The sequence below is a fragment of the Vibrio sp. V15_P4S5T153 genome, from assembly GCF_963874485.1.
In the GTDB taxonomy this organism is placed as follows: domain Bacteria; phylum Pseudomonadota; class Gammaproteobacteria; order Enterobacterales; family Vibrionaceae; genus Vibrio; species Vibrio anguillarum.
In genome coordinates, this window is record NZ_CAWNHR010000018.1 from 517,157 (window position 1) to 541,646 (window position 24,490).

Here is a 24,490-nt window from a genome sequence, read left to right on the forward strand (position 1 = left end):
CTTATAAATTTCATAATTTCTCTATTTTATATAAAAATGATAATTGATCTCATTATCGTTTGGTGGCAAGCTGCGCCTCATTATAATAATTGGCTATGTTTTCACTGATCATAATGAAATTACTCAATATCATTGCTTTTGTTGTTGGTTTGTCTTGTTTTCATTCATCTTATGGTGAGTCACTACAGTGGCTGGAAGATGGCTCGCGTAGCCAGCCTAAGGTTCGAGCACACCTTGAAGACCACAATAAAAAAACACAACAGTGGCTCAATCAAGCCGCACCACTTTCTAATGCACTAGTTAAAACATGGTCAGAGAGTCAGAGCGTAAAAGCACCGACACCTTGGCTCATCCAGTACCAAAATTACTATCATGATCAAGTAATTAAGGGTGAACGTTTTGTTGTTAAAAAGACCGCAGAAGACAGCCCAATTGAGCGCTTGGTCAATATCAGTGTAAGACAGCAGCAATCAGATTATTACCAGTTAGCCAATTGGGCGGTGGCAAAAGGGGACCGCTTTATTGCATTAAGCGAAGATTTTACTGGCGAAGAGCACTACACGCTGACGCTGGTGGATCGTGTATCGAAGCAGGAAATCGTGCTTAGCCAATCTGCAACGACTCAAGCGATTTGGTCTGAAAATGGCCAATATCTCTATTTTTTGGCGGCAGAAGAAAGCCGTTCTTCTAGCTTATTGCAGCGCTATGATGTGCTGAGCAAGCAGACAAAAACCCTATGGGAGTGGGCTGATCCGCAGTGGATCGTGTCTCTCTATTTGGCGGCGGATCCGCATTTTGCCCTCGTGCAAGTCAACAACGAAAACAGCAGTGAACAACGTATTTTAGAGACCAACAGCTCTCACTTAAGCCTTCCGCTTCGTGCCGCACAGCCGGGTATTGAATACTACGCAGACGTTGCTAATGGCTGGCTCTACATCAATAGTAACCTCAACGGCAAGTTTGCACTCTACCGTCGATTACTGAGCATGAATGAAAACCCTTGGCAGCTTTTTTATGCGCCAGATGATCATTCCACGCTGGATAATTTTTATTTATATCAAGCTGGCGTTGTGGTTAAAACCAACCAAGCACAGCATTCTCAACTGGCCATTATGGATCAGCATGGAAAGTTGAGAGCATCACAGCCTTTGGCAACAGAAAGTGAGGTCGCTTGGGTCTCTCGTAACGGTGATTGGCAAAGCAATAAACTGCGCGTGCGTTCAATGTCGATGGTTTCTGCAGGAGTTTGGCGTGAGTTTGATGTGGCAAGCTTACAATGGAAGCGACTGGGTCAAGACCACTATCCTGCTTATTTACCGGAACAGTATGAGTCACAACAGATTGTGGTGGATGTTGATGGCGTGGCTATTCCTGTCACTTTGGCGTACCGAAAAGACACCTTGAGCGCACAGTCCAGCGTCTTTCTTTATGGCTACGGCGCGTATGGCGTCACTATGCGTCCGTACTTTATGCCACAAGTGATCAGTTTATTGGATCAAGGCGTAATTTATGCGATTGCTCATGTGCGCGGTGGTGGTTATCACGGTGAATCATGGCACCGCGCTGGGTCTGGCATTCTGAAAAAAATAGGCATCTCAGATTTCCTGAACGTCGCCTCTTCATTGCAGCATTTTAATAACGGCCAACGCGCTATTTATGCGATTGGCGGCAGCGCTGGTGGAACCTTAGTTGCGGCCGCGGTTAATCAAAACCCAGCACTTTTTGCTGGAGTGGTGCTGCAAGTGCCTTTTGTGGATGTGCTTAGAAGCATGTCCACAGAAGACTCCTCTTCACTCTCGGTGCAGCAGCGAGAAGAGTGGGGAGATCCTAGCCAGCCATTGCAACGCTCAGCAATTGAAGCTTATGACCCACTACTCAATATACAAGCCAAACCTTATCCGCCAACCCTCGTCCGTGTCGGGTGGTTTGATAGCCGTGTCCCTTATTGGGAAGGCGCGAAATACATAGAAAAAATGTCGATGATGAGTACGGGTAGCGGGCCTTACTTGTTATGGACGGACTTCAATAGCGGGCACAGTAGCGATTCACGTAAGGCACTACAGCAACAGGCCGTGGAATACGCCTTTCTTCTTACCATAGATAAAAACAAAAAAGCGGAGCAGTAAATGAAACTTTCTCCAATCACCGCAGCGGTGCTTAGCGTGCTTGCGGTAGGGTCAGTGCATGCCGAATTCAGCCTAACCAAGCTTGAAGAAGTGGTGGTGAGTGCCAATAAAGTAGAACAGCCGCTGTCAAAAGTCGCCGGATCAATATCAGCGATTGACGGTGAAACCATTGAAAAACAAGGCGCGACAGAACTGTATGATGTATTGAGTCATGAACCCGGAATCAGTGTTACGGGTGGCGCTGGTCGGCCACAAAACATCACGATTCGAGGGATGACGGGCAACCGCATTGCGATCATTCAAGATGGCGTCGCCGCATCGGACGGCTATGGTGCCAATGACATTAACGACAAAGTAGGCCGCAATACTTTCGCCTTAGACAACATAAAAAGCATTGAGGTTGTGAAAGGGGCAGGGTCTACCATTCATGGTTCGGGCGCGATCGGCGGCGTTGTGGTTGTCACCACAAAATCGCCGGCGGATTATTTGCAAGGACGTGATTTCTATATTGATGCCTCTGGCTCTTACACAGGCATCAGCAATCAATATAAGAGCAGTAGCACGCTAGCGGTGCGCAATGGAAATGGTGAAAGCTTGGTGACCATTTCATATTGGCAAGGCGAAGAGACTCGCAACTTTAACCAAGATCTCTATAACCGAGATATTGAAGGATTCAGTGCATCGTTAGCCCACGATCACATGGTCAATGATTCGCTGTTACTCAGTGCAAAATTTAACGCCTATAAAGATGAAAACATCCGCAAAGAAGGCATTGCTTCCATTCAACGCGATGACAAATGGGAAAGCAAAGAATTTTTTGAACAGGAACAGCACCAAACCTTATCGGCATCATTGGGGGTGCAATTAGATACCCTTTCTTTCTGGGCAGACCATGTGGACGCCAAGCTTTACTGGCGTGATAGTCAAAGTGATACTCAAACCAATCGCTTATTGACCAAAGAACATGCCTTTTTCGACACCCTTGAATTTCGTCGTGAGAGACGCGATGAAAGTTTTTCTGATCAGTTGATAGGGCTATCGGTTGATTTAGAAAAAGCAGCACGAGTCCACAACATCGAACACCAATTTATTTACGGTGCAGTGCTTAATACCAATCGTTATGAACGCCCTCGTCACGTGGATACCAAGGATTCCAATGGGGAAACCTACGAAAATATTATTCCGTTTGCACCGGCGAAGGCCTATGGTTTGGGCGTCTATTTGCAAGATAGATTCAGCCTTAACCAGTGGACATTTAGCGCTGGTTTACGTTTTGATTTGAATAACCTTACTCCTCAGTCAGAGCAACCTATTGCTGGTTTTGCTGTTAGTGAAATTCAAACCAGTGAATGGTCACCGAGCGCATCCGTAGCTTACCAGTGGACGCCATCATTCAACAGTTACCTCAGTTACAACCACGGCTACCGCGCTCCGACCTATGACAAAGCCTACGGTGCGGCAGACCACAGCTTTGTTCCACTGACGCCGTTTTTTATCGCGCCGAACATGAATTTACAGGCTGAAACCAGTGATAGTTTTGAGTTGGGTTCAAAATACGATAATGGCCAATCTCAAGCTTATGTCGCGGTTTTTTACTCTCTCTTTGACAATTTCATGGACACTAAAGACGTGGGATTTGATAGCGATAGAGGCGCTTGGATCAAGCAGTACCAAAATATTAATGGCGTCGAAACGTATGGTGTGGAGTTCACCTTCGCCCATCAACTGAATCAACATTGGTCAACCACGTTCAAAGCGGGTTATGTGGATGGCAAAGATGATCAAGATGAATACGTTCGTACCATCACGCCGTGGGAAGGAAATGGACAACTAAATTACCAGCAGCAAGATTGGGATGTCTACGCACGTTGGAACTGGGCGAGCTCAATGGATCGAGCACCAGCATGCTCTGATGATATCGGCCGTAAAGCGCAATGCGCGCAAACGTCGGCATGGTCTACGGTCGATCTTGGCGTGAGTTATCAAGTGATGCGTGACCTTGATGTGAGCCTCAACATCATGAACCTATTTGACCGTGAATACGTTCGTTACCAAGACGTCGCAGGTGTAAGTCAAAGTCAAACTCTCTATTCCACTGAGCCCGGGCGTTACTTTACCGCTACGGCTAAATACGTGTTTTAGGAGCTAGAGATGAAAAAAATTATCGTTCTGAGCACCTTGCTATGCTTGAGCCATTCCGCCTTTGCGGGGGAGTGGGACTATCCACTGGCGAAAACGACCATTGCAACGAAAGAGTCGGCTGAGCTGTATTTGAGCTCGCTTTATCCTGATGTTGGGACACTGAAGTTTCGTTATCAAACCGAGAGTTTACTGGGAAATCATTACAACTTTGATGTATGGCAGAACGGCCAATACCAACCGCAAAAAGCGTTAGTGCTCTCGACCGATCAGTCTGGCGTAGTGACGCGCGTGTTCAAAAGTTTGCACAATACAGTCGAGCGAGATGGCGTTGCATTGGTAGCGGCAGAGCTCGAATCGCCCCGCCGATTGATGGCGAATGAACCGCCTTCGCTCTCATCAGGAGATGTGCAGAGCATCAATGTGCAACTTTTTGACCCCGATTTAAGAACCATGGATCAACTGCCTGCACCAGATTCGGCGTGGAATGACCTTGCTGATTACCCAAACCAGCCGCACTACCAAAGTGTGAATGTCGAGATGTTGCAAAGTGCAGGTAAATATTACTTAGCCAATGAACGAGTACGACAAGTTGATGCCACCGCCATACAGCAACAAGATGATGCCAAGCAGTGGGTTGATAGCGGTGTTGGCTTACTTAGCGCTGAAGACGTGGCGCAATGGAACTCAGATGCTGAAATTCTCTCCATGGAGATGCTTGATGATCGCTTTGTACAGCTGATGGCTTTTTACCATCTTGATCAATCGATTGATTATACCAAACAGCTCGGTTTTTCCCTGTTTAGTGAGCCCGTGAGGTTTGATGCGAGAGGTTTATCTAGCAACAACTCTTCTTATTATGTTGGCCCGAAAGCGGTGTTGTTTGGTGTTGGGGGCTCGCCCGATGCATTAGATGCCGACGTGGTTACCCATGAACTTGGGCATGGAATTCATTATCAAATCGTTCCCGATTGGGCTTATGGACATTCGGGCGCGATTGGTGAAGGCTTTGGTGACTATTGGGCGGGTTCGCACAGTTTTCGCCGCCAGTATACACAAGGAAAAGCGTTCGAAATTGACACCGTGTTTAATTGGGATGGCTATTTTGGTTCTCGTATTTCGACACGCAGTTTGTGGAATCAGCGGGCAAAATATTTTGCATCCGCAGAGTATCGAGCGCATGAAAGTGTTGCAGGTGAGTTGGGTGACGAATTGTGGTCTACCCCTTTATTTCAAGCGCTGAAACAGGCCGTGAATGAGTACGGTCAAGAAGCGTTTTCTGAATTTGACCGTATTGTTCTTGAATCAATGTACGGCTTAGGTCGTGGTCTAAAAATGCATGATTTGAGTGAAAGCATGCTGTATACCGCCAAACAGCTGTACCCGCATCGCGCTTATGATGCGATTCTATTACAGCAATTTAAGCAACATAACTTAGTCCAAGAACCCTTCAAATTCCTGTTGGAACGTCGATTTGTGATGCCAACGGATCCGCTGAACGTGCACATTCAGGCCACGGATCGCCAAGCAAGTTTACAAACGGTAGCCACTTTGCAAGGTGAAACCGTTACTTTCGCTAGCGAAAAATTCCAGCAGCAGCAATGGAGCATCGCGCTGCCAACCACCTACACCTGCGGAGTCAAACAGACTCTACAACTTGAATCGAGTTATCAATATCAACCGTACCTTGCGATGCAATCTGACAAGCAAACTTTATCGTTTATCGTGGGTAAGCCACAGCTTGCAACGCCGCCAGTGGCCATAAATTCAGTATTGAAAGACGCCAGTATTGACGGTGCAGACACGGTTACGTCCGGATTTAAGAGCTATGGCTTGACGATCGATGTTGGCAACGCATTGATTGATGAAGATTTTGTGGTTCGCCTGCAGTTATCGCACCCAGAGCTACAAGAGCTGCGCGTTACCTTAATTTCACCCGCAGGGACACGCGTCGAATTACTCAACCAAGCACCATCGGCCATCAATGGTTTTGATGACTATTGGGTGCTGGCACATGATGCCATATTGGGCTCTTTACAAGGCGAAGCCCTAAGCGGCTACTGGCGTTTGGAAGTGGTTGACTACAACCCGGGAAATTTCGGCACCTTGATTGAATGGGGGGTAGGCCGCCTAGCGGGCTATCAATGCCCTCAACCTGTGACCAACGCACTTTCACCTGAAACAGGTGGCGGTTCGACTTCACTGCTCTTATTACTTCCTCTAGCGGCATTCGCCATAAGACGACGTAATTTGTTGGCTATTTTTTCACTTAAACTGAAGAACACATAACTATGTACTTAAGACTTTCAACACTTTCGCTGGCACTTTTACTGGCTGGTTGTGGTGGCGGTGGAAGTGGAGATGTAGCCAATACATCTTTACCCAGCCATAAAATTAGCGGGCAAATTCAAGCGCAAAACGTCGCACTTGATGCCACTGTCTGCATTGATTCTAACCAAAACTTTGCCTGTGATGTGGGCGAAATCAGCACGCAAGCCGATAGCCAAGGGCGCTACACCCTCACGAGTGACAGCACTCAAATCTACCGTTTTCCTATTGTGGCTGACGTTTCTACTGGCATTAGTGTCATGACGAGAAGTCGCCAAACCAGCCAATCATCGATCCTGATTGCGCCGGCGCTGGGCAAAAGCAGTGGCAATATCCTCAACGGTGTGAGTTCTATTTTTGCCGGCATTATGCTGGATGGAAATACGGAGAAAGAAGCGAATCGCTTGCTTGCCGAGCAGCTTTTGCAATTAGGCGTTGAAGTGAATGGTGATATTTCACAAAACTTTAGCCACACAGCATTGGCAATATTGGATGCCAATGCTGTCGTGTTGCTCCAAAAAGCGAAAGCAAGTGAACGAATTGATTTGCTGGCAACGCTTGGGCAAACCATGGCAAAAAATACACCACTGATTGCCTCTGAGATCGTTTCTGGCGAAAAGATGACCGAATATGCTAATACATTGATGGCGCAAGTATCGGAAGAGCGACCTCTGCAAGACACGGGCATTATTCAGTTCTATTCCGATCAAGGTGCACAAGCGCGGGCTGATGCTGATTATCCCGGTCAAGATGCTGAATATGGCCTAGATATTACCGCCAAAAATGGCGTGACGGGTAAGAGCTTTGCGTTCATCAAATTAGATGCGGCTGGCAATGAACTTGAGGCAGAAGCGAGCGATTGGTCATGCGTTAAAGATGTTTACAGTGGACTTATTTGGGAAGTGAAGTCAGAAGATGCCGCGTCTTTGAACTATAAAGAACGGTTGTTTGCATTAGAAATTGCCGACAAGTTTATCCCTTTTGCAAAAGATGTGACGGCTGCTTCCTGTCAGGTGGCAGGTGATACTATTTGCACTACGCAAGATTACATCAATCGTATCAATCAAGATAAATTGTGTGGGTTACAAACGTGGCGTTTACCGACCAACAGCGAGCAATACATGATGCTCGATTTAGGCGAAGTGGGTGACGATGCGGTTGGTTTCAACCGGGACTATTTCCCGCATCAGCCGCAGAACACCGAATTTTTTGATGGGCATACGTGGACTTCTGGCATTGCTTATCTCAATACCTCTCAATTTCAAAGCGATGGTTCGATGCAATATCTTTACACGGCGCTGTCTGGCGCAACCAAAGGGGAACGTAGCCCGATTGAACTCTACTCCAGCAGCACGGCGGCGGACAATGACCCGTCTTATGTCCTTCCGATTCGAGTTGTTGCAACCAAGGAGAACAACCAATGAAATCTCATTTAATCGCGGCTTCTTGCTTGATCTTTTCTGCTGTCGGCGTCGCCCAAGAGTGTTCTCCTGATATGACGAAAAGCGCACCCAACACGCGCTATGTCTACAGCGAGCAGGGGACGCTCAAAGATAAGCTCACTGGCTTAACGTGGATGCGTTGCCAAGTTGGTAAAACATGGAACGCCGCTACGGAGCAGTGTGATGGCGAAGCGACCGGGTTTCGTTGGCAAAGTGCTTTGCAAGAAGTGGCGGCTATCAACCATCCTCAAAGCCGACATGCATTGCACCAATTTGCCAGCCAAGCCGAATGGCGATTGCCGAATATTAAAGAGTTAGTGTCATTGACTGAAATGGCGTGTTTTGGCCCAGCGATGAATAGCAGAGCATTTGCCCAAGGCTTTAAGTATGAAACAGGCAATATCTTGTCGTATTTATGGAGCCAATCACCCCATTTAGCGAGTGGTCAGGTGTGGTCTTTTGATTCCGTCAATGGCGAAATTTACCACTACGCACCGAATTTTGAATTTGGTGTTTTGCTGGTGGCTGAAGAATAAGTGTTATGAAATGACGCCACTTACGCTGTAAGGGAAACGATCAGTCATGTCATGTTGACATGACGATCGGTGTTTTGTTTTACTTCAGCAGCACCTAAGATTTGATCCATAGTTGTTGAGATAGGGCAGATGGAGAATTCAAACAGCTTCCAAATAAGAAAGCTGTTTGAATAAGTAAACAGGCTGTTTACTCGGTTAGTTCAAGAAAATAGCCAGTTGTGATAGCGCTCCAGCGCGAAGCACACCATCGGCCGTATCTTGTGGTGCGAGAAAGGTTGTGTGTGTACCACTGTCCATTTTCACGAAGACTTTAGACGTATTAGTGATTACATCAGAGGGTACTGCGTTGGCTAATCCCAATAGTGTTGCTAGGGGTTCGGTGCCTGCACGTGTATTTGTGACATTGTTAGGCACACTCTCGTCTCCCGCCACTTGCAGTAAATAAGTAGGGATTGTCGCGGTTCCACCACTGATTAGGTAACTTGCGTTTGTGTATGGATCCATAGTATCTAGCAAGGTTTGAGTCGCGTAGGTAAATTGATCCAACTGACTTTGCAGTGCCGCTTTGTCTGAAGCAGAGGCTGTGTTTTCAAACGTGGTGTAGCAAACTTTCTCTGTTAACCCTGGACAGTATTGGTCGGCGAATGCTTTGTATTTGGGGCTCGCACTTAAGGCAAGATTATGTTTAATGAGTGGGCCATAGTTTGCTGAACCCATTAACAAGTTACCGATTTGACCACCTGAGTTTGCAATGGCCATTCCAGAGAATTTATACAGCGCATCACCACTAGCATCACCGATAGTGCGGTTCGCGTTCGCGACAGCGCTTAAGCCGACGATTCCTCCCAATGAGTGGCCAAGGAATTTTGGTGGTGTCGTCGCGGTATTGTCTGCGTTTGCTAATTGGGAACCAACAAACAACCCTGCACTTTGTGAGTAAGTAATGGCCGCACGCAGCCCCATGATATCTAAGATACTCTGACGCGTGTTGTCACGAGCGACGGCCAAGTTGTTCAAATTGAGGTACGCTAGAATATCGGCATTAGCTGAGCGCTGTGCATCTAAACTGCGAGCACCATGCAGTGGTTGATCAATGGCAATCACGGCGATACCAGCATTGGCTAAATGTGCTGCTGTGAAGTACGCATCTTCTTTAACAGAAGTTATACCGTGTTGGTAAATCACGATCGGCCAGTTTGTTCCCGCGTTAGGAGTAAACAGTAAGAAATCAACGTCTTCTAACGATTTCACCTTAGGTACAGGGCTATAGCGTGTAATGATGCGCTGAGGATCGAGTGCGCTGCCATCAGACTTTGTGAGGGTCAATCCCACTAGCTTAAGCTGTTCACTTGGGCTGGTTGCTAGTTGAGTCACGTCGATATTGTTAGCAATGAGCTGATTGGCGATGGTGGCTTTTTCATTGTCATCTGCCAAAGCATTTTTAATCAAGGCCAAACTTGGCATTGCTGATTCAAACGGCTGTGAGTTCCAGTTGCTTCCTTTCTCTAAATAATAAGGGAGCTTAACCGTTCCAGTCGTGACATTAACGTGATAACTGCTGGTTGTGTATTCATTTTCAATAAACGCTTTAGCGGTTGTTTTTTCTGCGCCAATGTAAGTTTGGAAATTTGCATCGTTATTAAGTGCGGTTACAAAATCGGTTGTAGCACCAAAGCTCATGGTGTAAGCGGCGCTCAAATTAAGGTTGTTTGGGTTCGCACCTTGCTTCCAAATGTTGCCAATATCTGTCGTTGCAAGGCCTGCGGCGGTGGCGCCTTTCACACTGTAAAGTGTTTGACCAACAGATTGAGTACTAAACCACGTTGAATAAATAATCTTGGTTTGATCCACCCCTGCCAAATCGAAAATGCTTTCCACGCCTTGGGTCACTTTTTGTAATGCCCCTAGCTTATCATCGGTATAGATTTTCACTTTGGACTTCAACGCGGCGTAGCTGCTGGATGTGCCTGCAATATTGCCATTCACATCGGTAATCTCATCTGTCACGGCTAAAATATATTCACTGGCAGGGTTGAGCGCTTTGTTTGGCACGATCGCAATTTTATCGCTGCTGGCACTGGCGATGGCAGCAAAGTCGGTGTTCAATGTCAGCACATTTTTAACCGCTGGGCTGCCAATCATACTGTCGGTCAGCTCAATTAAATAAATACCGTTAGAGATAAGACCGTCAGCCAATCCTACGCCTTCAAAGTCTAGAAACAGTGGCATTGATGTTGACCAACCATCCATGGTGCCCATAGCGGCGACTGGATTGGTTAAGGCGTCATCACCCTTGGTTGGAATTTCTAACGTGCCGTCTTTGGCATTCATGAGTGCAAAAGAGGGTAGTGGTACGTTTGCGTTTGCGCCGCTGAGCGTGAATTTTATGCTGGTGTCGCGTTTTAACGCGTCTTGAATGTAGGCTTCGTAAGTGGGTGTTGTGCTTGCTCCCGAACTGTTCGTTTCATCACCACAACCGACTAACCATAACGCAGAGCAGAGCAGCGATATTTTGAATGTTGTTTTAAGCATGACTTATCCCTGAGTTTAGTTGAATGTGTAGTTAAGTTGAATAGCGCTAAGGTAAGCAGTCCCTTGCGATTCAAACGTCAATGTTTCATTGAGTTTGTTGGTTTCGGTAAACGTGCCGCTTTTACTTTTCACCAGTGCAAAACCCGCATCAATGGATAGCGAGTCGCTGATCACGTAGCTCACGCCTGCTGAATACCAATAACGGTCGCTATCTGGAATACTCAATGTGGCTTCGCCCGCTTGTTCATCAAAAGCAAAACCGGCGCGTAGTGTCCAAGTCGAGTTTAATTGATAAGTTGAACCCAATGACCAACGGCCACTGTCTTCATACTTTTCAGATTTATAAAAACACTCTCCGTTGGTACATTGTGATGACGTTGCTTTTAACTCTTTGAATGAACTCCAGTCGGTACGTTGGTACCCGTAATGCAACGCCACGCTATCAGTGAGTTGGTGAAATGCGGAAACTTCCCACATCGCAGGTAGCGTGATTTTTAAACGTCCTTCAACAACAGCGTTTGTTGCAACACCTGAGCTATAGCTTGAAAACTCACCATCATCAAAATCCAGATCAACAGCAGAGCGGTAAGCAAAACCGACACGGTGGTTTTGGTTGAACTCATATAAGCTGCCGATGTTCCAGCCCAAAGCCACGGTTTCGCCAGTCATTCCGACTAGGTTGTCAGAGGCAGAGCCGCCAGTAAATACGGCTAAAGCACCTTTATGTCGTGTCAGTTTTGCTTCGGCATAGACGAGGTTAATACCCGCAGCGAGACTAAGCTGTTCGTTAACACGGTAGGCAATATTCGGGTTTAAATTGACAGAAAGAAGAGAAGTATCGCCTGCAAGATCGCCTGCATAAATATCATTAGGGTAGTCTGTAGCGACGCCGTAAGTAGTGAATATTCCCATCCCCCAAGCCCATTTTTCATTGATTGGACTGACGTAGTAAGCCGCGGGAACGACTTGCAGTGGCGCAACATCGTTCATTTTCTGTTGGTTTTTCACATCATATACATCAACCTCTGGGTCAACGATGGACAGTGCACCAGAAAACTGCGTCGTATCAAACCGTGTCATGGCTGCGGGGTTGTGTGCAATCACACTCGCGTTATCGGCCACCGCTCCTTCACCAGAGAAAGCACGTCCTAGCCCTGAGGCTGAATGCTCTGCCACTTGGAAGCCTGCAGAGTGAACATTAAACGCTGTCAATATTGATAGCGCGAGTAGCGTGCGGGGTTTGATGATCATTCTCGACCTCCTAAGGCCTTGTTATGGTAATGGCATTGCAATGCGAGATGTTAATTTTGTGTTGTTGATATGTCAAAGAAAATGATGTATTTATTTCAATTAGCGGCGAATGATAGTGTGTAAGTATTTGTAAATCAAATGAAAAGTTGACAGTTTTGGTATGACCAGTAGAGTTGTGCTTATTTGGCAGGGTAATTGGTTTAGCTTGTGCTAAAGTTAATTTTTATGCTTCAACACGTTCATAATATTGATGTTTTGGTGGGTGAGTTTAAATTATTTGACCAAAAAAATGGTGAAGAAACAGAGGCAGTCACTATGGTGTTTGCAACTACCTCTGTGGTGGGTTTAACGGCCAACAAAAGCAATAACGACACGGTCATTATTTAACGTTCTAGAGAACAGATAGGCATTTTTCTGTTCAATCTCATGATGAATACCTGCGCCAATGGCAGGGTGCGATTGACGAAATTGGCCTAGCGTTTGCCAATGCTTCAGCAGCGCTTGTCGCTCTTCATCCAGTGACCACACCATGTCAGAACGCGTGCCTTGGTGAAAATCATCGGCGTAAGGGCCAACTTGACGTGCGACTTCATCACCGTAGTAAATTTGCACCGCACCCGGTGCGAGAAGCAATGCATTGGCGGCATTACGCTGCATTTCAAAGGAGTTAAAACGGCTAAAAAACAGCTCGGTATCGTGAGAAGAGAGGTAGCTCACGGGGGTAAAATCTGGGTATTTCGCTAGCGTTTGCGCGTAGTCGCGGTACACCATCGCCATTTGGCTTAAGCAGGCTGCGCCTTTATCGACTCTTTTTTGCATATCAAAGTTGATCAGTGCATCAAAGCCATCATCAAAATAGGGGCTGCGGTAAGCTGAATGGCCCCATACTTCGCCCATCATCCAAAAGGGTTGCCCTTGCTGCCCGTTTTGCTCGCGCCAAGCATCTAAACTGCGTGATGCCTCGCTTTTTAAGCGTCGCCATACCTCGCCTTCCACATGTTTTACGGTGTCGACGCGGTAACCATCAATACCAAAGCGTTTAACCCAATCGGTTTGCCACTCAATTAAGTAATCGGTAACGCTATACTGTTCGCGCGCTACCACGCGAGTGCCGGGGTTATTAAGTAGCCACTGCGGCGGCGTCACCGCTTGTGTTGATTCAGTGCGAAAATCCGGTAAGCCGGCCAGCGTCATCGTGATATCGCTAGATCCGGGTTTCTGGTAGCCGGGCAACCCAGCGCGAACCCAATCCTTGCCCCACCACTGCGACCAGTTGGCGCTTTGATAATCAATGGATTGATTGTAGCTGTGCCAGTTTTCTTCAGCTTTCGGCATCCAATCAACCCATTTTTGCGGTAAATTTTGGGGATTAACCACCTCAATCTGATCAAATTGCAGGTCAGCCAAGGTGGCGTAGCCGGAATGGTTGAGCACCGCATCGAGCAAGATTTTTATGCCTCGTTTATGCGCTTCAGTGACCAGCGTTTTGAGATCCTCCTCATCACCAAAATTTTGATCGATCTTGGTAAAATCACGCGTCCAGTAACCGTGATAGGCATAAAAAGGGAACGAGCCACTGTCACCACCGCCGACAAAACCGTGCACCTGTTCCACAATCGGCGAAAGCCAAATCGCGTCGGTGCCTAAGCTTTTGATGTAATCGAGTTTGGCAATCACACCTTTTAGGTCGCCACCGTGGAAAGTGCCCACTTCTTCTTTGCCATCTTTTTTACGGCCATAGCTATTGTCGTTACTTGGGTCACCATTGTTGAATCTGTCCACCATCACAAAGTAAATCGTGGCATTGCGGTAGGTAAAGGGTTCGCTGGCGGCATCCGTTGCGGGGGCAAGCAGCACCAATCCACCACTGGTTGGTGACGGCATTAAGGTGACTTGGCTATTTTTCACGCTGAGGATTTGGCCGGTAAATGTCTCTTTTAGTCGTGTGCCATCGGGGAACGTATTGCCCAGTTGTAAGGTCACTTCGCCGCCTTGGTACTGCTCGCACGAAACACTCGGTATCGGCCGTTTAAATTTGCTAGTAGTGGATTTTTTGGCTTGGCGGACAAAGGTTAAGGTCTGCTGCTCGTCATCATAAGCGAAGGCGTAATCGCCAGTGAAACGTATCGTCAGCGGCAGTTCGGTTTCTTGCCCACAATTGAGAGCAATGGGCGCGTTGAATTTGATGCTCTGCTGAGCCGGCGCGCTGCACTGACCCTCAATCCCTGACACTTTTATTGTGTAGCTTTCTTTGGTCAAGGGAATGACTAAAGGCGTTTTCGCATCCAGCGGAAAGTCGCGGCTAGTCGTGGTGGTCGAAATGGTCAGATTGGGCGCGGCAAACACAACAGGCGCGGCAGCGCAAAGTGCGAGTGTTAACGTTGAGAATTTCATGCTCTATCCTTGGCCTTCATGGGTTAGGGTGATTTGTTTTTGCATTATCGTCAGTCGCTGTAGGGCGAGGTGCTTCATCGCTAACAATAAAAGCAGAGAGAGAAGTTGACATCATTCTTGTGCCTAAGCCTTAAGAATTTGGCGTTGATCACAAAGCATGGCTTGGGGGCGTAGAAGCGATGAATTTTCCAGCGATATAAATTGTCAACGTGTAGTGAATCTCACAACTTCGGCGCGTAATCTTAACTTATTCGGTAGATTCATTGAGCCGTCATCGAAACCTGCTTAGGATGACGGCAATTAAGTCAAAGGAGACAACCAATGGTTGCTAAAGTAACAATCGCGCCGCAAGGGCCAGATTTTTCAGAGCTAGTACAAGGTTACTGGCGTTTGGCAGATTGGGGCATGACGCCACAACAGCGTTTAACGTTTTTAAAACAGCACATTGAATTGGGCATTAGCACGGTTGACCATGCGGATATTTACGGTAACTACCAGTGCGAGAAACTGTTTGGTGAAGCCTTAGCGCTGGAGCCCGCGCTGCGCGAGCAGATCCAAATCGTCACTAAGTGCGACATCAATTTGTGTGGCGCAAAAACGCCGCAGCGTAAGATAAACCACTACGATACCAGTTCTGCGCATATCTATCAGTCGGTCAATAATTCGCTGGAACGACTTGGTGTGAGCGAAATCGATCTGCTGTTGATCCACCGCCCAGATGCCTTGATGGATGCCGATGAAGTCGCCGAAGCGTTTTCTGAACTGCGCAAAGTGGGCAAAGTGAAGCACTTTGGTGTATCTAACTTCAGCCCGCGCCAGTTTGAACTGCTGCAATCTCGCCTAGGTAAACCGTTAGTGACCAACCAAGTGGAGATGAACCCGCTCAATTTCGATGTGGTGCACGATGGCACTTTGGATCATTTGCAAACGCAGCGCATTCGCCCAATGGCTTGGTCTTGTTTAGCTGGTGGCGAGATTTTTAACGGCCAGACTGAACAAGCCCAACGTGTGCGCAGTGAGCTAGAAGCGATCGCTCAAGAGATCGGCGCAGACAGCATTGATCAGGTTATTTACGCTTGGGTATTGCGTCTGCCTTCTAAGCCGCTGCCGATTATTGGCTCTGGCAAAATTGATCGCGTTAAAGCGGCAATTGCCGCGCTTGATTTAGAGCTGACCCGCGAGCAGTGGTATCGGGTTTGGGTCGCCGCCAAAGGGCATGGCGTGCCATAGAGCGGATGTTTTTTGGAACAGGTGCTTTTTAGAACAGATGCTTTTGAAAACAGATGTTTTTGCCCCGCGATACGCTTTTCGTATTGCTATTATTTCAGTATTACGATTAGGTTTTAATCTCACTCTCCCAACCAGCCCTCAGTGGCTGGTTTTTTTGTCTACTTCCCATTCACGTCATCCAGCCTGCCATTAACGCTGCATAATCCCCCTTTATCGCAAAGTGGCGCATCTGGCCTATTTGCTGCGTAATCTGTCGTCATCAAGCAAATTTCATCACCAACGAATGAAAGGGACCATCATGATGACGACATTTTCTTATTCACGCTCACTTCGCAACCTGCTACTCAGTGTCGGGTTGCTGCTGGGTATCACGGCTGTTCAAGCTAATCCAAGCGACGCTTTAATTATGCAGTACAACCAAGCGGCCGAAGGCGACAGTGACAAAGTGGAACTTGTGCTTCACCAACTAGAGCAGTTGATTAAACAGCAAGGGGCCAAACCGCTCAGCTTAGCTTATCTGGGCAGTGCACAAACCCTGCAAGGGCGTGATGCATTCATGCCTTGGAATAAGATGAGATACGTCGAAGAAGGCTTGGCCACCATAGACAAAGGCCTGACTTTACTCAGCAATCACCCGCAGCCGCTTGCTGAACAAGAGCGCGTCATGGGGCTGCCGGATAGCTATTTAACGCGCGCGGTTTCGGCTGCGACTTACACCTCACTGCCCGATATGTTCAACCATTTTGAGCGTGGTTATGATTTGTATCTCGACCTTCTTGTTGAACCCGAATTAACTGCACAACCTTTTGCCGCCACCGCATGGGTTTATCGATACGCCATTCAAGCCGCCCTTCGTGCCAACGACACTCCTCAAGCAGAGCAATGGCTTGCTCAGATGCAAACTCATCAGAAGCAAGGCAAGCAAGTTGACAACCAGCCAGCAGAGCATCCGCAAATCATCCAAGCCAAGGCTTTGATTACAAATGCGTTGATTGAAAACGGATTGACTGAAAAAACGCATGAATTGAAAAGCGAATGAGGGAGGGCAACAAAATGCTACGATTTGAACAGATCAGTAAAACCTATCAATTAGGTATGCAGCCGCTGCTGGCGTTGAGCGCGGTGAATGGCGAAGTCAAACAAGGTGAAATGCTAGCGCTGTGCGGCCCGTCAGGTTCGGGAAAAAGCACTTTGCTCAATATCTTGGGTCTGCTTGATCAAGATTACCAGGGTGACATTGAACTGGCGGGTTACCCTTACCCAACCGATCCAAGAGAAGCGGCGGCGCTGCGCCGCAAAAAGTTAGGCTTCGTTTTCCAAAAATTCAACTTAGTTCCGGTGATGACAGCGGCGGAAAATATTGCTTACCCATTGATGCTAAACGGCTACAGCCTGCGCGATCAGCGTACTTTAACGCGCACTATGCTAGCCAAAGTGGGGTTAGAAACGCTGGCTCACCACCGGCCGGATCATCTTTCAGGCGGCCAGCAACAGCGCGTAGCCATTGCGCGCGCGCTGATCCATAACCCTGAAATGGTGATTGCCGACGAACCGACCGCCAGTTTAGACAGCCATACCGCCAATGTGGTGATCGACATCATGAAAAGTCTTGGACACGAAATGGGCACCACTTTTATTGTGGCTACGCACGACGCGCGCATGGCCAACCGCTGCGACCGAACCTTGCAGCTTGTGGATGGCAAAGTGATTCAGGAGGCGATGAAATGGGCAAGCTGATTTCTATGGAATGGCGTATGGCGGCGCTGAACTTACTGCGTAATCGCCGCCGCAGCCTGCTTTCGGTATTGATCATTGCCATTGCTGTTTTCGCATTGACCAGCGCCGGAGGATTTGGCCTTTACACTTACCAAGCACTGCGCGAATCCACTGCGCGCGACACCGGGCATTTAACGCTCAGCCAACCGGGCTTTTTTGAGCAAGATGAAGAGTCACCACTGGCTAATGGGATTGCCGACAGTGCGTTGATTGTTGAGCGATTAATCGACGATAAGCGGATACGAGGCATTCAGCCACGCATTGAGTTTAGCGGGTTGGTCTCTAACGGTAGCAAATCGACCATTTTTGTCGGTTCCGGCGTTAACCATAAAGAGTTTGATATGAAAGGGCCATTTTTGGACGTTCGCCAAGGCAAAACCTTGTCCAATATTGACTCCCCTCGATTTGATGCGAGTGAGCCAGAAGTGATGCTGGCGGTGGATCTCGCCAAAAACTTAAATGTTTCGATTGGCGACTGGGTTACTTTACTGACCAGTACCGCTGATGGCGCGCTCAACGCGGTTGATTTCAAAGTGCACGGCATCTATTCCACGGGTGTGCCTGAATTGGATAAACGCCAATTGTATCTGCACATTCAATCGGCCTCTGAGCTGTTAGCTTCGAATAAAGTGAGCACCTTATCGCTGTTTTTGTTTAGCACCGAACAGACAGAAAGCATGCGGCATTGGGTTGAAAACAAACTGTCATTAATGAGCCTTCGCCAAGCGATTCAAGTGACGCCTTGGCAGCAGCGCGCGTTTTTTTATCAAAAAGTAAAAGATCTTTACGATCGCATCTTCGGCATCATGGGCTTGGTGATGGGGTTGGTGGTCTTCGTCGCGCTATTTAACACCTTAACCATGTCGGTCACGGAGAGAACACGTGAAATCGGAACGCTGTCGGCGCTTGGCACTTACCCAAATGAAATCGTCGCCAGCTTCATACGCGAAGCCGTACTGCTAGCCATTTTAGGCACGCTGGTGGGTGCGGCATTCAATGCCCTAGCAAGCGTGTTATTGATGGTAGTCGATGTGCAAATGCCACCACCACCAGGACGCACGGAAGGGTATCCTTTACATATTTATTTTTCATGGGAATTGGTTCTGCTGAGTGCGCTTGGCGTACTGAGCATTTGTATTGCAGCGGCTTGGTTGTCGGCACGCAAAGGAGTCAACAAGCCAATCACGGAGGCACTGGCTTATGTATAAATGGATGATGTTATTACTGATCACGCTTAGCGGTGGCTACTCGGCCGCTGGCTGGGCGGCGCTGGATGCAGGGCAAATGACCAAAAACGCCGACCAATATCGCCTTGGTTACAGCGCGGCCAAAGTCGTCTCTTTGGTGTCGCTTTATGAACGTGGTGAGCTCGATAAAACGCGTCAATATCACGTGTATACCAAAGCCAATCGCGACTCGTTAGTGGTGTTCAAATCCTCCGTTGAAGCGGGGCAAAAAATGCTGATGCTCGATGAAAACTACTGGTTGTTGATGCCAAAAAGCCGCCGCCCTATTCGTATTACGCCAATGCAAAAACTGCTTGGTGAGGCTTCGGTGGGCGATATTTCAACACTGACGTGGAGCGAGGATTACCAAAGTCAATTGATGGGTGAAGAACAGATAGAAACACCCAATGGTCAACCTTACCTGACGCATAAGTTGTCATTACTGGCTGTCACAGAAGGGGCGAACTACCAGCAAATTATCTTATGGTTGGATAAAGAGAACGATTTCCCAATCAAAGCTTCTTTGTATTTACGTTCTGGGAAACTGGCCAAGCAGGCTTGGTTTCGCGCTGGTGAAAAAGAGGGACGAATGCGCGTAACCAGTATGACGCTGCTTGATCAAATTCAACCGACCAAAAAAACGGTGGTTGAGTATCAACACATCGAGCCCATGGAGCTAGATGAAAAATATTACAACCCCGCCTATCTGACTCGTAACAGTTTATCGGAGTTATGAGATGAAGCGTGTTGCGTTCGCTTTTTTAACCAGCGTATTGAGCTTAGCTGCGCGGGCAGAAGCCCCCAGTTTTGATTGGGATTGGGTAATGAGCGCATCCACCACGGCGCATCGCGACAGCCTTTTTTTTCCTAGTAATCAAGCGCGCGATACGCAGCAGATTGAGGTGTTATTGGATGTAGAAATGAGGTGGCATGGCTGGTTGGGTCTAGTGGCTATCAAACAAAACGCCTTGTGGAGTAGCGATGCACAGCAGCACGCCGACAGCGAGTTCATTCTACAAGAACTGTTTTGGCAAGGCAGCCTAGTGCTGGCTGATGTGCCGTTTGAGCTGACACTAGGAAAAGTGCGCTTGGATTGGGGAGTTGGCTACGGTTATCGTCCGCTTGATCTCTTTCAGCCTTATCGCCGCAATCCGGTCGGTATTCAGGTAGAAGAGGGGGCCGGAACGCTCTCTGCTTCTTATTATGACCAGCAAGGTGAATGGACGCTTTTTTATACGGATTCTTCTTGGACAGAGCAGCAAGGCAGCGAATTACAACAAATGACCGAACAACAAGGGGTGGGCGTAAGGCGTTATCAGTTGATGGGCAATGCCGAATGGCAGGCGATTGCTTATTATGATGACGTTCGACGCGGCGTGCTGGGTAGCTCGTTTGTTACTGTGCTCACTGACGCATGGGAAGTGCATGCATCAGCGCTCTATCAGCGTCACTATTTGGCGTACCAACGGCCCAGCGCGTTGGCTCAAGCAGTTTACTCTCAACAACAAGAGATTGAATCGCGCATGGTTCTTGAATCACGAACGCAAGGCTATCAGGCGCTGATAGGGTTCAACTGGTCGGGAAGTGATGGGCAAAGCGTCATTGCAGAATATTGGTTCGACAGTCGCAGTTGGGGAAAAGAGCAGTGGCAACAAGCGCAGAGCAACGCGGATTCGGTTCGTTATCAGCATAATCAAGCGTTAGGTTGGTCTTACGCACAAGGCTATAACCACGTGAATCTCGTGCAGCATAATGTGATGTTGCATGCTTCGTTAGATAGCCAAGCTTGGCATCATTGGCCGTGGAGCCAGAGTATTGAATGGTTGCAAGGCTTAGTGCCGACACTTGATGTGCTGATTGCACCGCAAGATAGCGGCGTGATCGTTACCCAATGGCTCAATTACTCAGTGTACGATTCGGGTACAGCCTCTATCGAAATCGAATTGGCCGCCCGTTTTATGACTGGGCCTGCTGACTCTACATATGCAAACTTACCAGATAAGCATATGATTCTATTAAATATGAAAGGGAAATTCTAATGTGCGAGAAAGTTGAAATTCGAAATCTTGCCAAAAGCTTGTTATTTACTTCGCTGTTTTGTGTGGTGATCGCCTTTACTACTCAGGCCATTTGGCCCAGTGACATCACGTTGCACTTAGCAATAAGCTTTGGCTACGGTTACAGCGCAGTGGCCATTGCTCACTTACTGAGTCGCTTCGCACCGCAGTTGTCCGCACGCTTAGTGAACGTTTTTTCGCTCACGGGGTCGATGATTTTCGGTACGTTACACGCTTATTTATGGCTTAGTAAATACGCGCACTTTAGTCATTTTTCAGCAATGAAACCAGTGATTTTTCTCGGTTTCGTTTTTACTGGCGTTTGCTTTTTCTACTTCTACGCGCATGAACAAAAGCTGATTGCTGAAAAAGCGCTGGAAGCCTCCAAACGGCGTCAATCTGAACAAGAGAAAGCCTTGATTTTGAGCCAGTTGCAGCAGTTACAAAGTCAAATTGAACCCCATTTCTTATTTAATACGCTTGCCAATATCAGCGTGTTGATTGGCTCTGAGCCTTATAAAGCGCAAATGATGCTCGAAAAACTAACCGACTTATTGCGTGGTTCGCTGCGTAGTAACCGCAATCGCACCACAACGCTACGTGAAGAGTTACATTTAGTCGATGCGTATTTGGGTATTCAAAAAATTCGTTTAGGTGATAGGCTGGATTATGAGATTGCAATGCCTGGTGCCGCGGATGACATTCCTTTGCCGCCGATGCTGTTACAACCTTTGGTTGAGAATGCTGTTAGCCATGGTATTGAGCCTAAAGCCGCGGGGGGGAAAGTGACCATCAAAAGTGAAATTTATGACGAGTGGTTTGAAGTCAGTGTCTGTGACAGTGGCATTGGATTGCAGCCGAGTGCTCTTTCAGCAGGACATGGTATTGCGTTGGATAATATTCGCCAACGCTTAAGCGGCCTATTCGCTGATGATGCGTGTCTCACTATCGCCCAAAATCATGATGCTGGCGTGACGGCAACGATTAGAATAAAGCGGCTATTATTGGACCAACTACAAGGAAGTGCCACATGAGTACTGTCTCTGCGACCGCTATTATTGCTGATGATGAACCGCTATTGCGGCATCATTTAAACCGTGCATTAGGAGAAGTGTGGCCAGAGCTCGATATTGTCGCGAAAGCCGAAAATGGACGCGTGGCATTGTCCATGATTGAGCAGCATCAGCCGGAGGTGGCCTTTATTGATATTCGAATGCCAGAAATGGATGGTATGTCGCTTGCGAGGCAATTGGCTGGTTTGGCAAAGCCACCACTGATTGTATTTATCACCGCCTATGATGAGTATGCCATTCAAGCTTTTGAAGCCAATGCGGCGGATTATTTATTGAAACCGCTTTCTGAAGCGCGTTTAGTGCAGTGCTGTACTAAGTTGCAGCTAAGATTAGCCGAGCATTCTTCTGAGCGACAATTACCTGATTTGCAAACCCTTTTACAGCAGATACAGCATATAAGCCAACAGGCATCGCCGTCGTTTTTAAGCTGGTTAAAAGTTCAAAAAGGTGAAGATATTCACCTGATTTCGGTGGCGGATATGTTGTACGCCAAAGCTGAAGACAAATATTTATCCATATATGTAAAGAGTGATTCTGGAGTGCAGGAGTTCTTACTGCGCAGTTCATTGAAAGAGTTGCTGCAGCAGCTTGACCCGAATCAGTTTTGGCAAATTCACCGTTCAACGGCAGTGAATGTTGCCAAGATAGATAAAGTGAAAAAAGAGTTCACGGGTAAAATGTACGTCTTGATTGGTCATGATAAGTTACCCGTCAGCCGTGCGCTGCAAGCTCAATTTAAGTCGTAACTTAATTTAAACCGCCGTTCGATTGATCGCGTGATTAGCGGTGTGCGATCTGCTTGGCGGACAGGGTAAATTGGAAGAAAGCATCCACAGACATAGGTTCAGAATAATAAAAACCTTGGATGTAACGTACACCCAACAGCTCTAATTCTCTCACCTGATCTTGGTTCTCAACGCCCTCAGCAATCAGCCGCATGTTCAATTGCTTTGCTAGTTTAATCATCGACACTAACACCGAAGTAATGGCTGAATTTTGATGCAAGCTTTTAATAAACACTTGATCAATTTTGAGAGTGTGGAAGTCGTGTTGGTGGATAAAATTTAAACCCGAGTAGCCAGTGCCAAAATCGTCAATGGCGATTTTAAAGCCTAGCTGTTTCAGTCGTTGTAAGTTTTCCATGGCTAACTTCAACTCGTCCACGTTGAAATGGTTGTCTTCGGTGATCTCTAGCAGAAGTCGTGGAACAATCGCTGGGTGTTTTGTCGCGTAGCGTTTCATGTAATCCATAAAGTAATTATCAATGATCAATAACCGGCTGATGTTGATGCTGATGTATTGATCGTGCAACGCATGTTTGTGCTGCTCCACACATTCTGTCACCAATTTCAACACACGGTAGGTGATTTGGTGAATCACGCCAATACGCTCTGACAACGGGATAAAAATGGTGGGTGAAATATAGCCTTGAGAGGGTTCATTCCAGCGCAGTAGCGCTTCGCTACCAACAATTCTATTCTCGGTAATATCGACGATCGGTTGTAAATAGAGTTCCAACTGATGGTTTGATATTGCCTCTCTCAAAGAGACTTCTAAGGTATTTCGGCTGAGGTAATAGTTGTGATAAGCAAGATAAATCAAAGAGATAATACTTGCTGTAAGCAAGACAAGCCATAAGTTATCGAGAAAATGGTAAGCATAAGATCCGTTATTTAAGTAGATCTGAATTGAGAGTGGGTAATGCTCGGATTTAAAGAGAAAGCTAGTATGAGCAGAATCGATCTCTTCCTGATCACTGCGAATACTTTGGCTTAACACGTTGACCTGATAGCCGTAGTGCCATTTGGCAAGTTTAGGAGCGACTAGGTTCATAAACTGTTCTGGAGGCATCAGTGCATTGAGGCCGCTCATATCTGGCTGTGAAGCATAGACAAAAAATGTCTGCTCTTTACTGCGAGATTTTGTTAATGAAATGGTCGTATTCGTTGGAGATTGTTTAAGCCTGTCAAGAATATGTTTGTACAAATGAATGGTGGTATGGCCTTCATTGCTGGTGCAAAAAATAGTCCCGTGAGCGTTGTACATGCCCACTTCTTTGACCATTTTCGAGCGAAATACATAGCTCCTCAGAGCAATGATGTCTTCTCTTTGGCAGTGCTTTGAAATGTTTTTACTTAACTGGTTCAGTTCATCCGACGTTTGATTGATGTGATGTTCCAGTTGTGTAATGGCTTGTTCACCGAAACGGGTTGCCAGCCGATTAGTGTCGTAAAAGTTTTTAATTATCGCCAAAGCGAACACAAAAAAGAAAATACCCAAAATAGGTGCGAATGTGCTTACCTTTGTCGACAGTATTCCTTTTGCTATGCTAAATGTGCTCGGTGAACTGTCATTATTATTGTGCATTACAGACAGTGCT

The 24,490-nt window shown here is 47.2% G+C and carries 17 protein-coding genes; 13 read left to right on the forward strand and 4 right to left on the reverse strand.

The window, feature by feature from the left end:
- Positions 1-113: 113 nt before the first annotated feature.
- The 5 genes from AACT42_RS17750 to AACT42_RS17770 are packed head-to-tail and all read left to right on the forward strand — an operon-like array spanning position 114 to position 8,571.
- The gene (locus AACT42_RS17750; protein ID WP_094131797.1) at positions 114-2,126 is read left to right on the forward strand and encodes a prolyl oligopeptidase family serine peptidase; all 2,013 of its coding nucleotides are present in this window, start codon (positions 114-116) and stop codon (positions 2,124-2,126) included.
- Positions 2,127-4,268, forward strand: a complete 2,142-nt coding sequence (locus tag AACT42_RS17755; protein WP_094131790.1) for a TonB-dependent hemoglobin/transferrin/lactoferrin family receptor — start codon at positions 2,127-2,129, stop codon at positions 4,266-4,268.
- 9 nt (positions 4,269-4,277) lie between these two features.
- Positions 4,278-6,554: a proprotein convertase P-domain-containing protein gene (locus tag AACT42_RS17760; RefSeq protein WP_094131789.1), complete on the forward strand. Its 2,277-nt coding sequence runs from the start codon at positions 4,278-4,280 to the stop codon at positions 6,552-6,554.
- Positions 6,555-6,556: 2 nt separating this feature from the next.
- Positions 6,557-8,017, forward strand: coding sequence for an Lcl domain-containing protein (locus tag AACT42_RS17765; RefSeq protein WP_094131788.1), 1,461 nt, complete (start codon positions 6,557-6,559; stop codon positions 8,015-8,017).
- The gene (locus tag AACT42_RS17770; RefSeq protein ID WP_094131787.1) at positions 8,014-8,571 is read left to right on the forward strand and encodes an Lcl C-terminal domain-containing protein; all 558 of its coding nucleotides are present in this window, start codon (positions 8,014-8,016) and stop codon (positions 8,569-8,571) included. The genes AACT42_RS17765 and AACT42_RS17770 overlap by 4 nt, the downstream gene beginning before the upstream one ends.
- Before the next feature lie 195 nt (positions 8,572-8,766).
- Here AACT42_RS17770 and AACT42_RS17775 read toward each other — a convergent pair whose 3' ends face one another.
- The 3 genes from AACT42_RS17775 to AACT42_RS17785 form a co-directional block, all read right to left on the reverse strand.
- Complete coding sequence (locus tag AACT42_RS17775) at positions 8,767-11,103, reverse strand: VolA/Pla-1 family phospholipase (RefSeq protein ID WP_094131786.1); 2,337 nt, start codon at positions 11,101-11,103, stop codon at positions 8,767-8,769.
- A gap of 15 nt (positions 11,104-11,118) precedes the next feature.
- On the reverse strand, positions 11,119-12,354 hold the full coding sequence (locus tag AACT42_RS17780; protein WP_013868388.1) for an outer membrane protein transport protein: 1,236 nt from the start codon (positions 12,352-12,354) through the stop codon (positions 11,119-11,121).
- A gap of 345 nt (positions 12,355-12,699) precedes the next feature.
- Positions 12,700-14,748 carry an alpha-amylase gene (locus tag AACT42_RS17785; RefSeq protein WP_094168082.1) on the reverse strand — a complete coding sequence of 683 codons (2,049 nt, stop codon included), beginning with the start codon at positions 14,746-14,748 and terminating at the stop codon, positions 12,700-12,702.
- 321 nt (positions 14,749-15,069) lie between these two features.
- On the opposite strand from AACT42_RS17785, the gene AACT42_RS17790 reads away from it, so the two are divergent.
- The 8 genes from AACT42_RS17790 to AACT42_RS17825 all read left to right on the forward strand — a co-directional run bounded on the left by AACT42_RS17790 (position 15,070) and on the right by AACT42_RS17825 (position 22,856).
- A complete protein-coding gene (locus tag AACT42_RS17790) occupies positions 15,070-15,978 on the forward strand; it encodes an aldo/keto reductase (RefSeq protein WP_017048162.1) in 909 nt (302 codons plus the stop codon).
- A 220-nt stretch (positions 15,979-16,198) separates the two neighbouring features.
- Complete coding sequence (locus tag AACT42_RS17795; RefSeq protein WP_094132980.1) at positions 16,199-17,017, forward strand: hypothetical protein; 819 nt, start codon at positions 16,199-16,201, stop codon at positions 17,015-17,017.
- 14 nt (positions 17,018-17,031) lie between these two features.
- Positions 17,032-17,715, forward strand: a complete 684-nt coding sequence (locus AACT42_RS17800) for an ABC transporter ATP-binding protein (protein ID WP_020477135.1) — start codon at positions 17,032-17,034, stop codon at positions 17,713-17,715.
- Entirely contained in the window at positions 17,703-18,962 is a 1,260-nt protein-coding gene (locus AACT42_RS17805) for an ABC transporter permease (RefSeq protein ID WP_094132982.1), read from the forward strand. Before AACT42_RS17800 ends, AACT42_RS17805 begins: the two co-directional genes overlap by 13 nt.
- On the forward strand, positions 18,955-19,716 hold the full coding sequence (locus AACT42_RS17810; protein ID WP_017042180.1) for an outer membrane lipoprotein-sorting protein: 762 nt from the start codon (positions 18,955-18,957) through the stop codon (positions 19,714-19,716). The genes AACT42_RS17805 and AACT42_RS17810 overlap by 8 nt, the downstream gene beginning before the upstream one ends.
- Position 19,717: 1 nt before the next feature.
- Positions 19,718-21,019, forward strand: a complete 1,302-nt coding sequence (locus AACT42_RS17815) for a hypothetical protein (RefSeq protein WP_094132984.1) — start codon at positions 19,718-19,720, stop codon at positions 21,017-21,019.
- Complete coding sequence (locus AACT42_RS17820; RefSeq protein WP_017042182.1) at positions 21,019-22,071, forward strand: sensor histidine kinase; 1,053 nt, start codon at positions 21,019-21,021, stop codon at positions 22,069-22,071. The genes AACT42_RS17815 and AACT42_RS17820 overlap by 1 nt, the downstream gene beginning before the upstream one ends.
- Positions 22,068-22,856, forward strand: a complete 789-nt coding sequence (locus tag AACT42_RS17825; RefSeq protein WP_094132986.1) for a LytR/AlgR family response regulator transcription factor — start codon at positions 22,068-22,070, stop codon at positions 22,854-22,856. Before AACT42_RS17820 ends, AACT42_RS17825 begins: the two co-directional genes overlap by 4 nt.
- A gap of 34 nt (positions 22,857-22,890) precedes the next feature.
- Here the strand turns inward: AACT42_RS17825 and AACT42_RS17830 are convergent, their stop codons facing one another.
- The gene (locus AACT42_RS17830; protein WP_088729382.1) at positions 22,891-24,477 is read right to left on the reverse strand and encodes an EAL domain-containing protein; all 1,587 of its coding nucleotides are present in this window, start codon (positions 24,475-24,477) and stop codon (positions 22,891-22,893) included.
- Positions 24,478-24,490 lie beyond the last annotated feature (13 nt).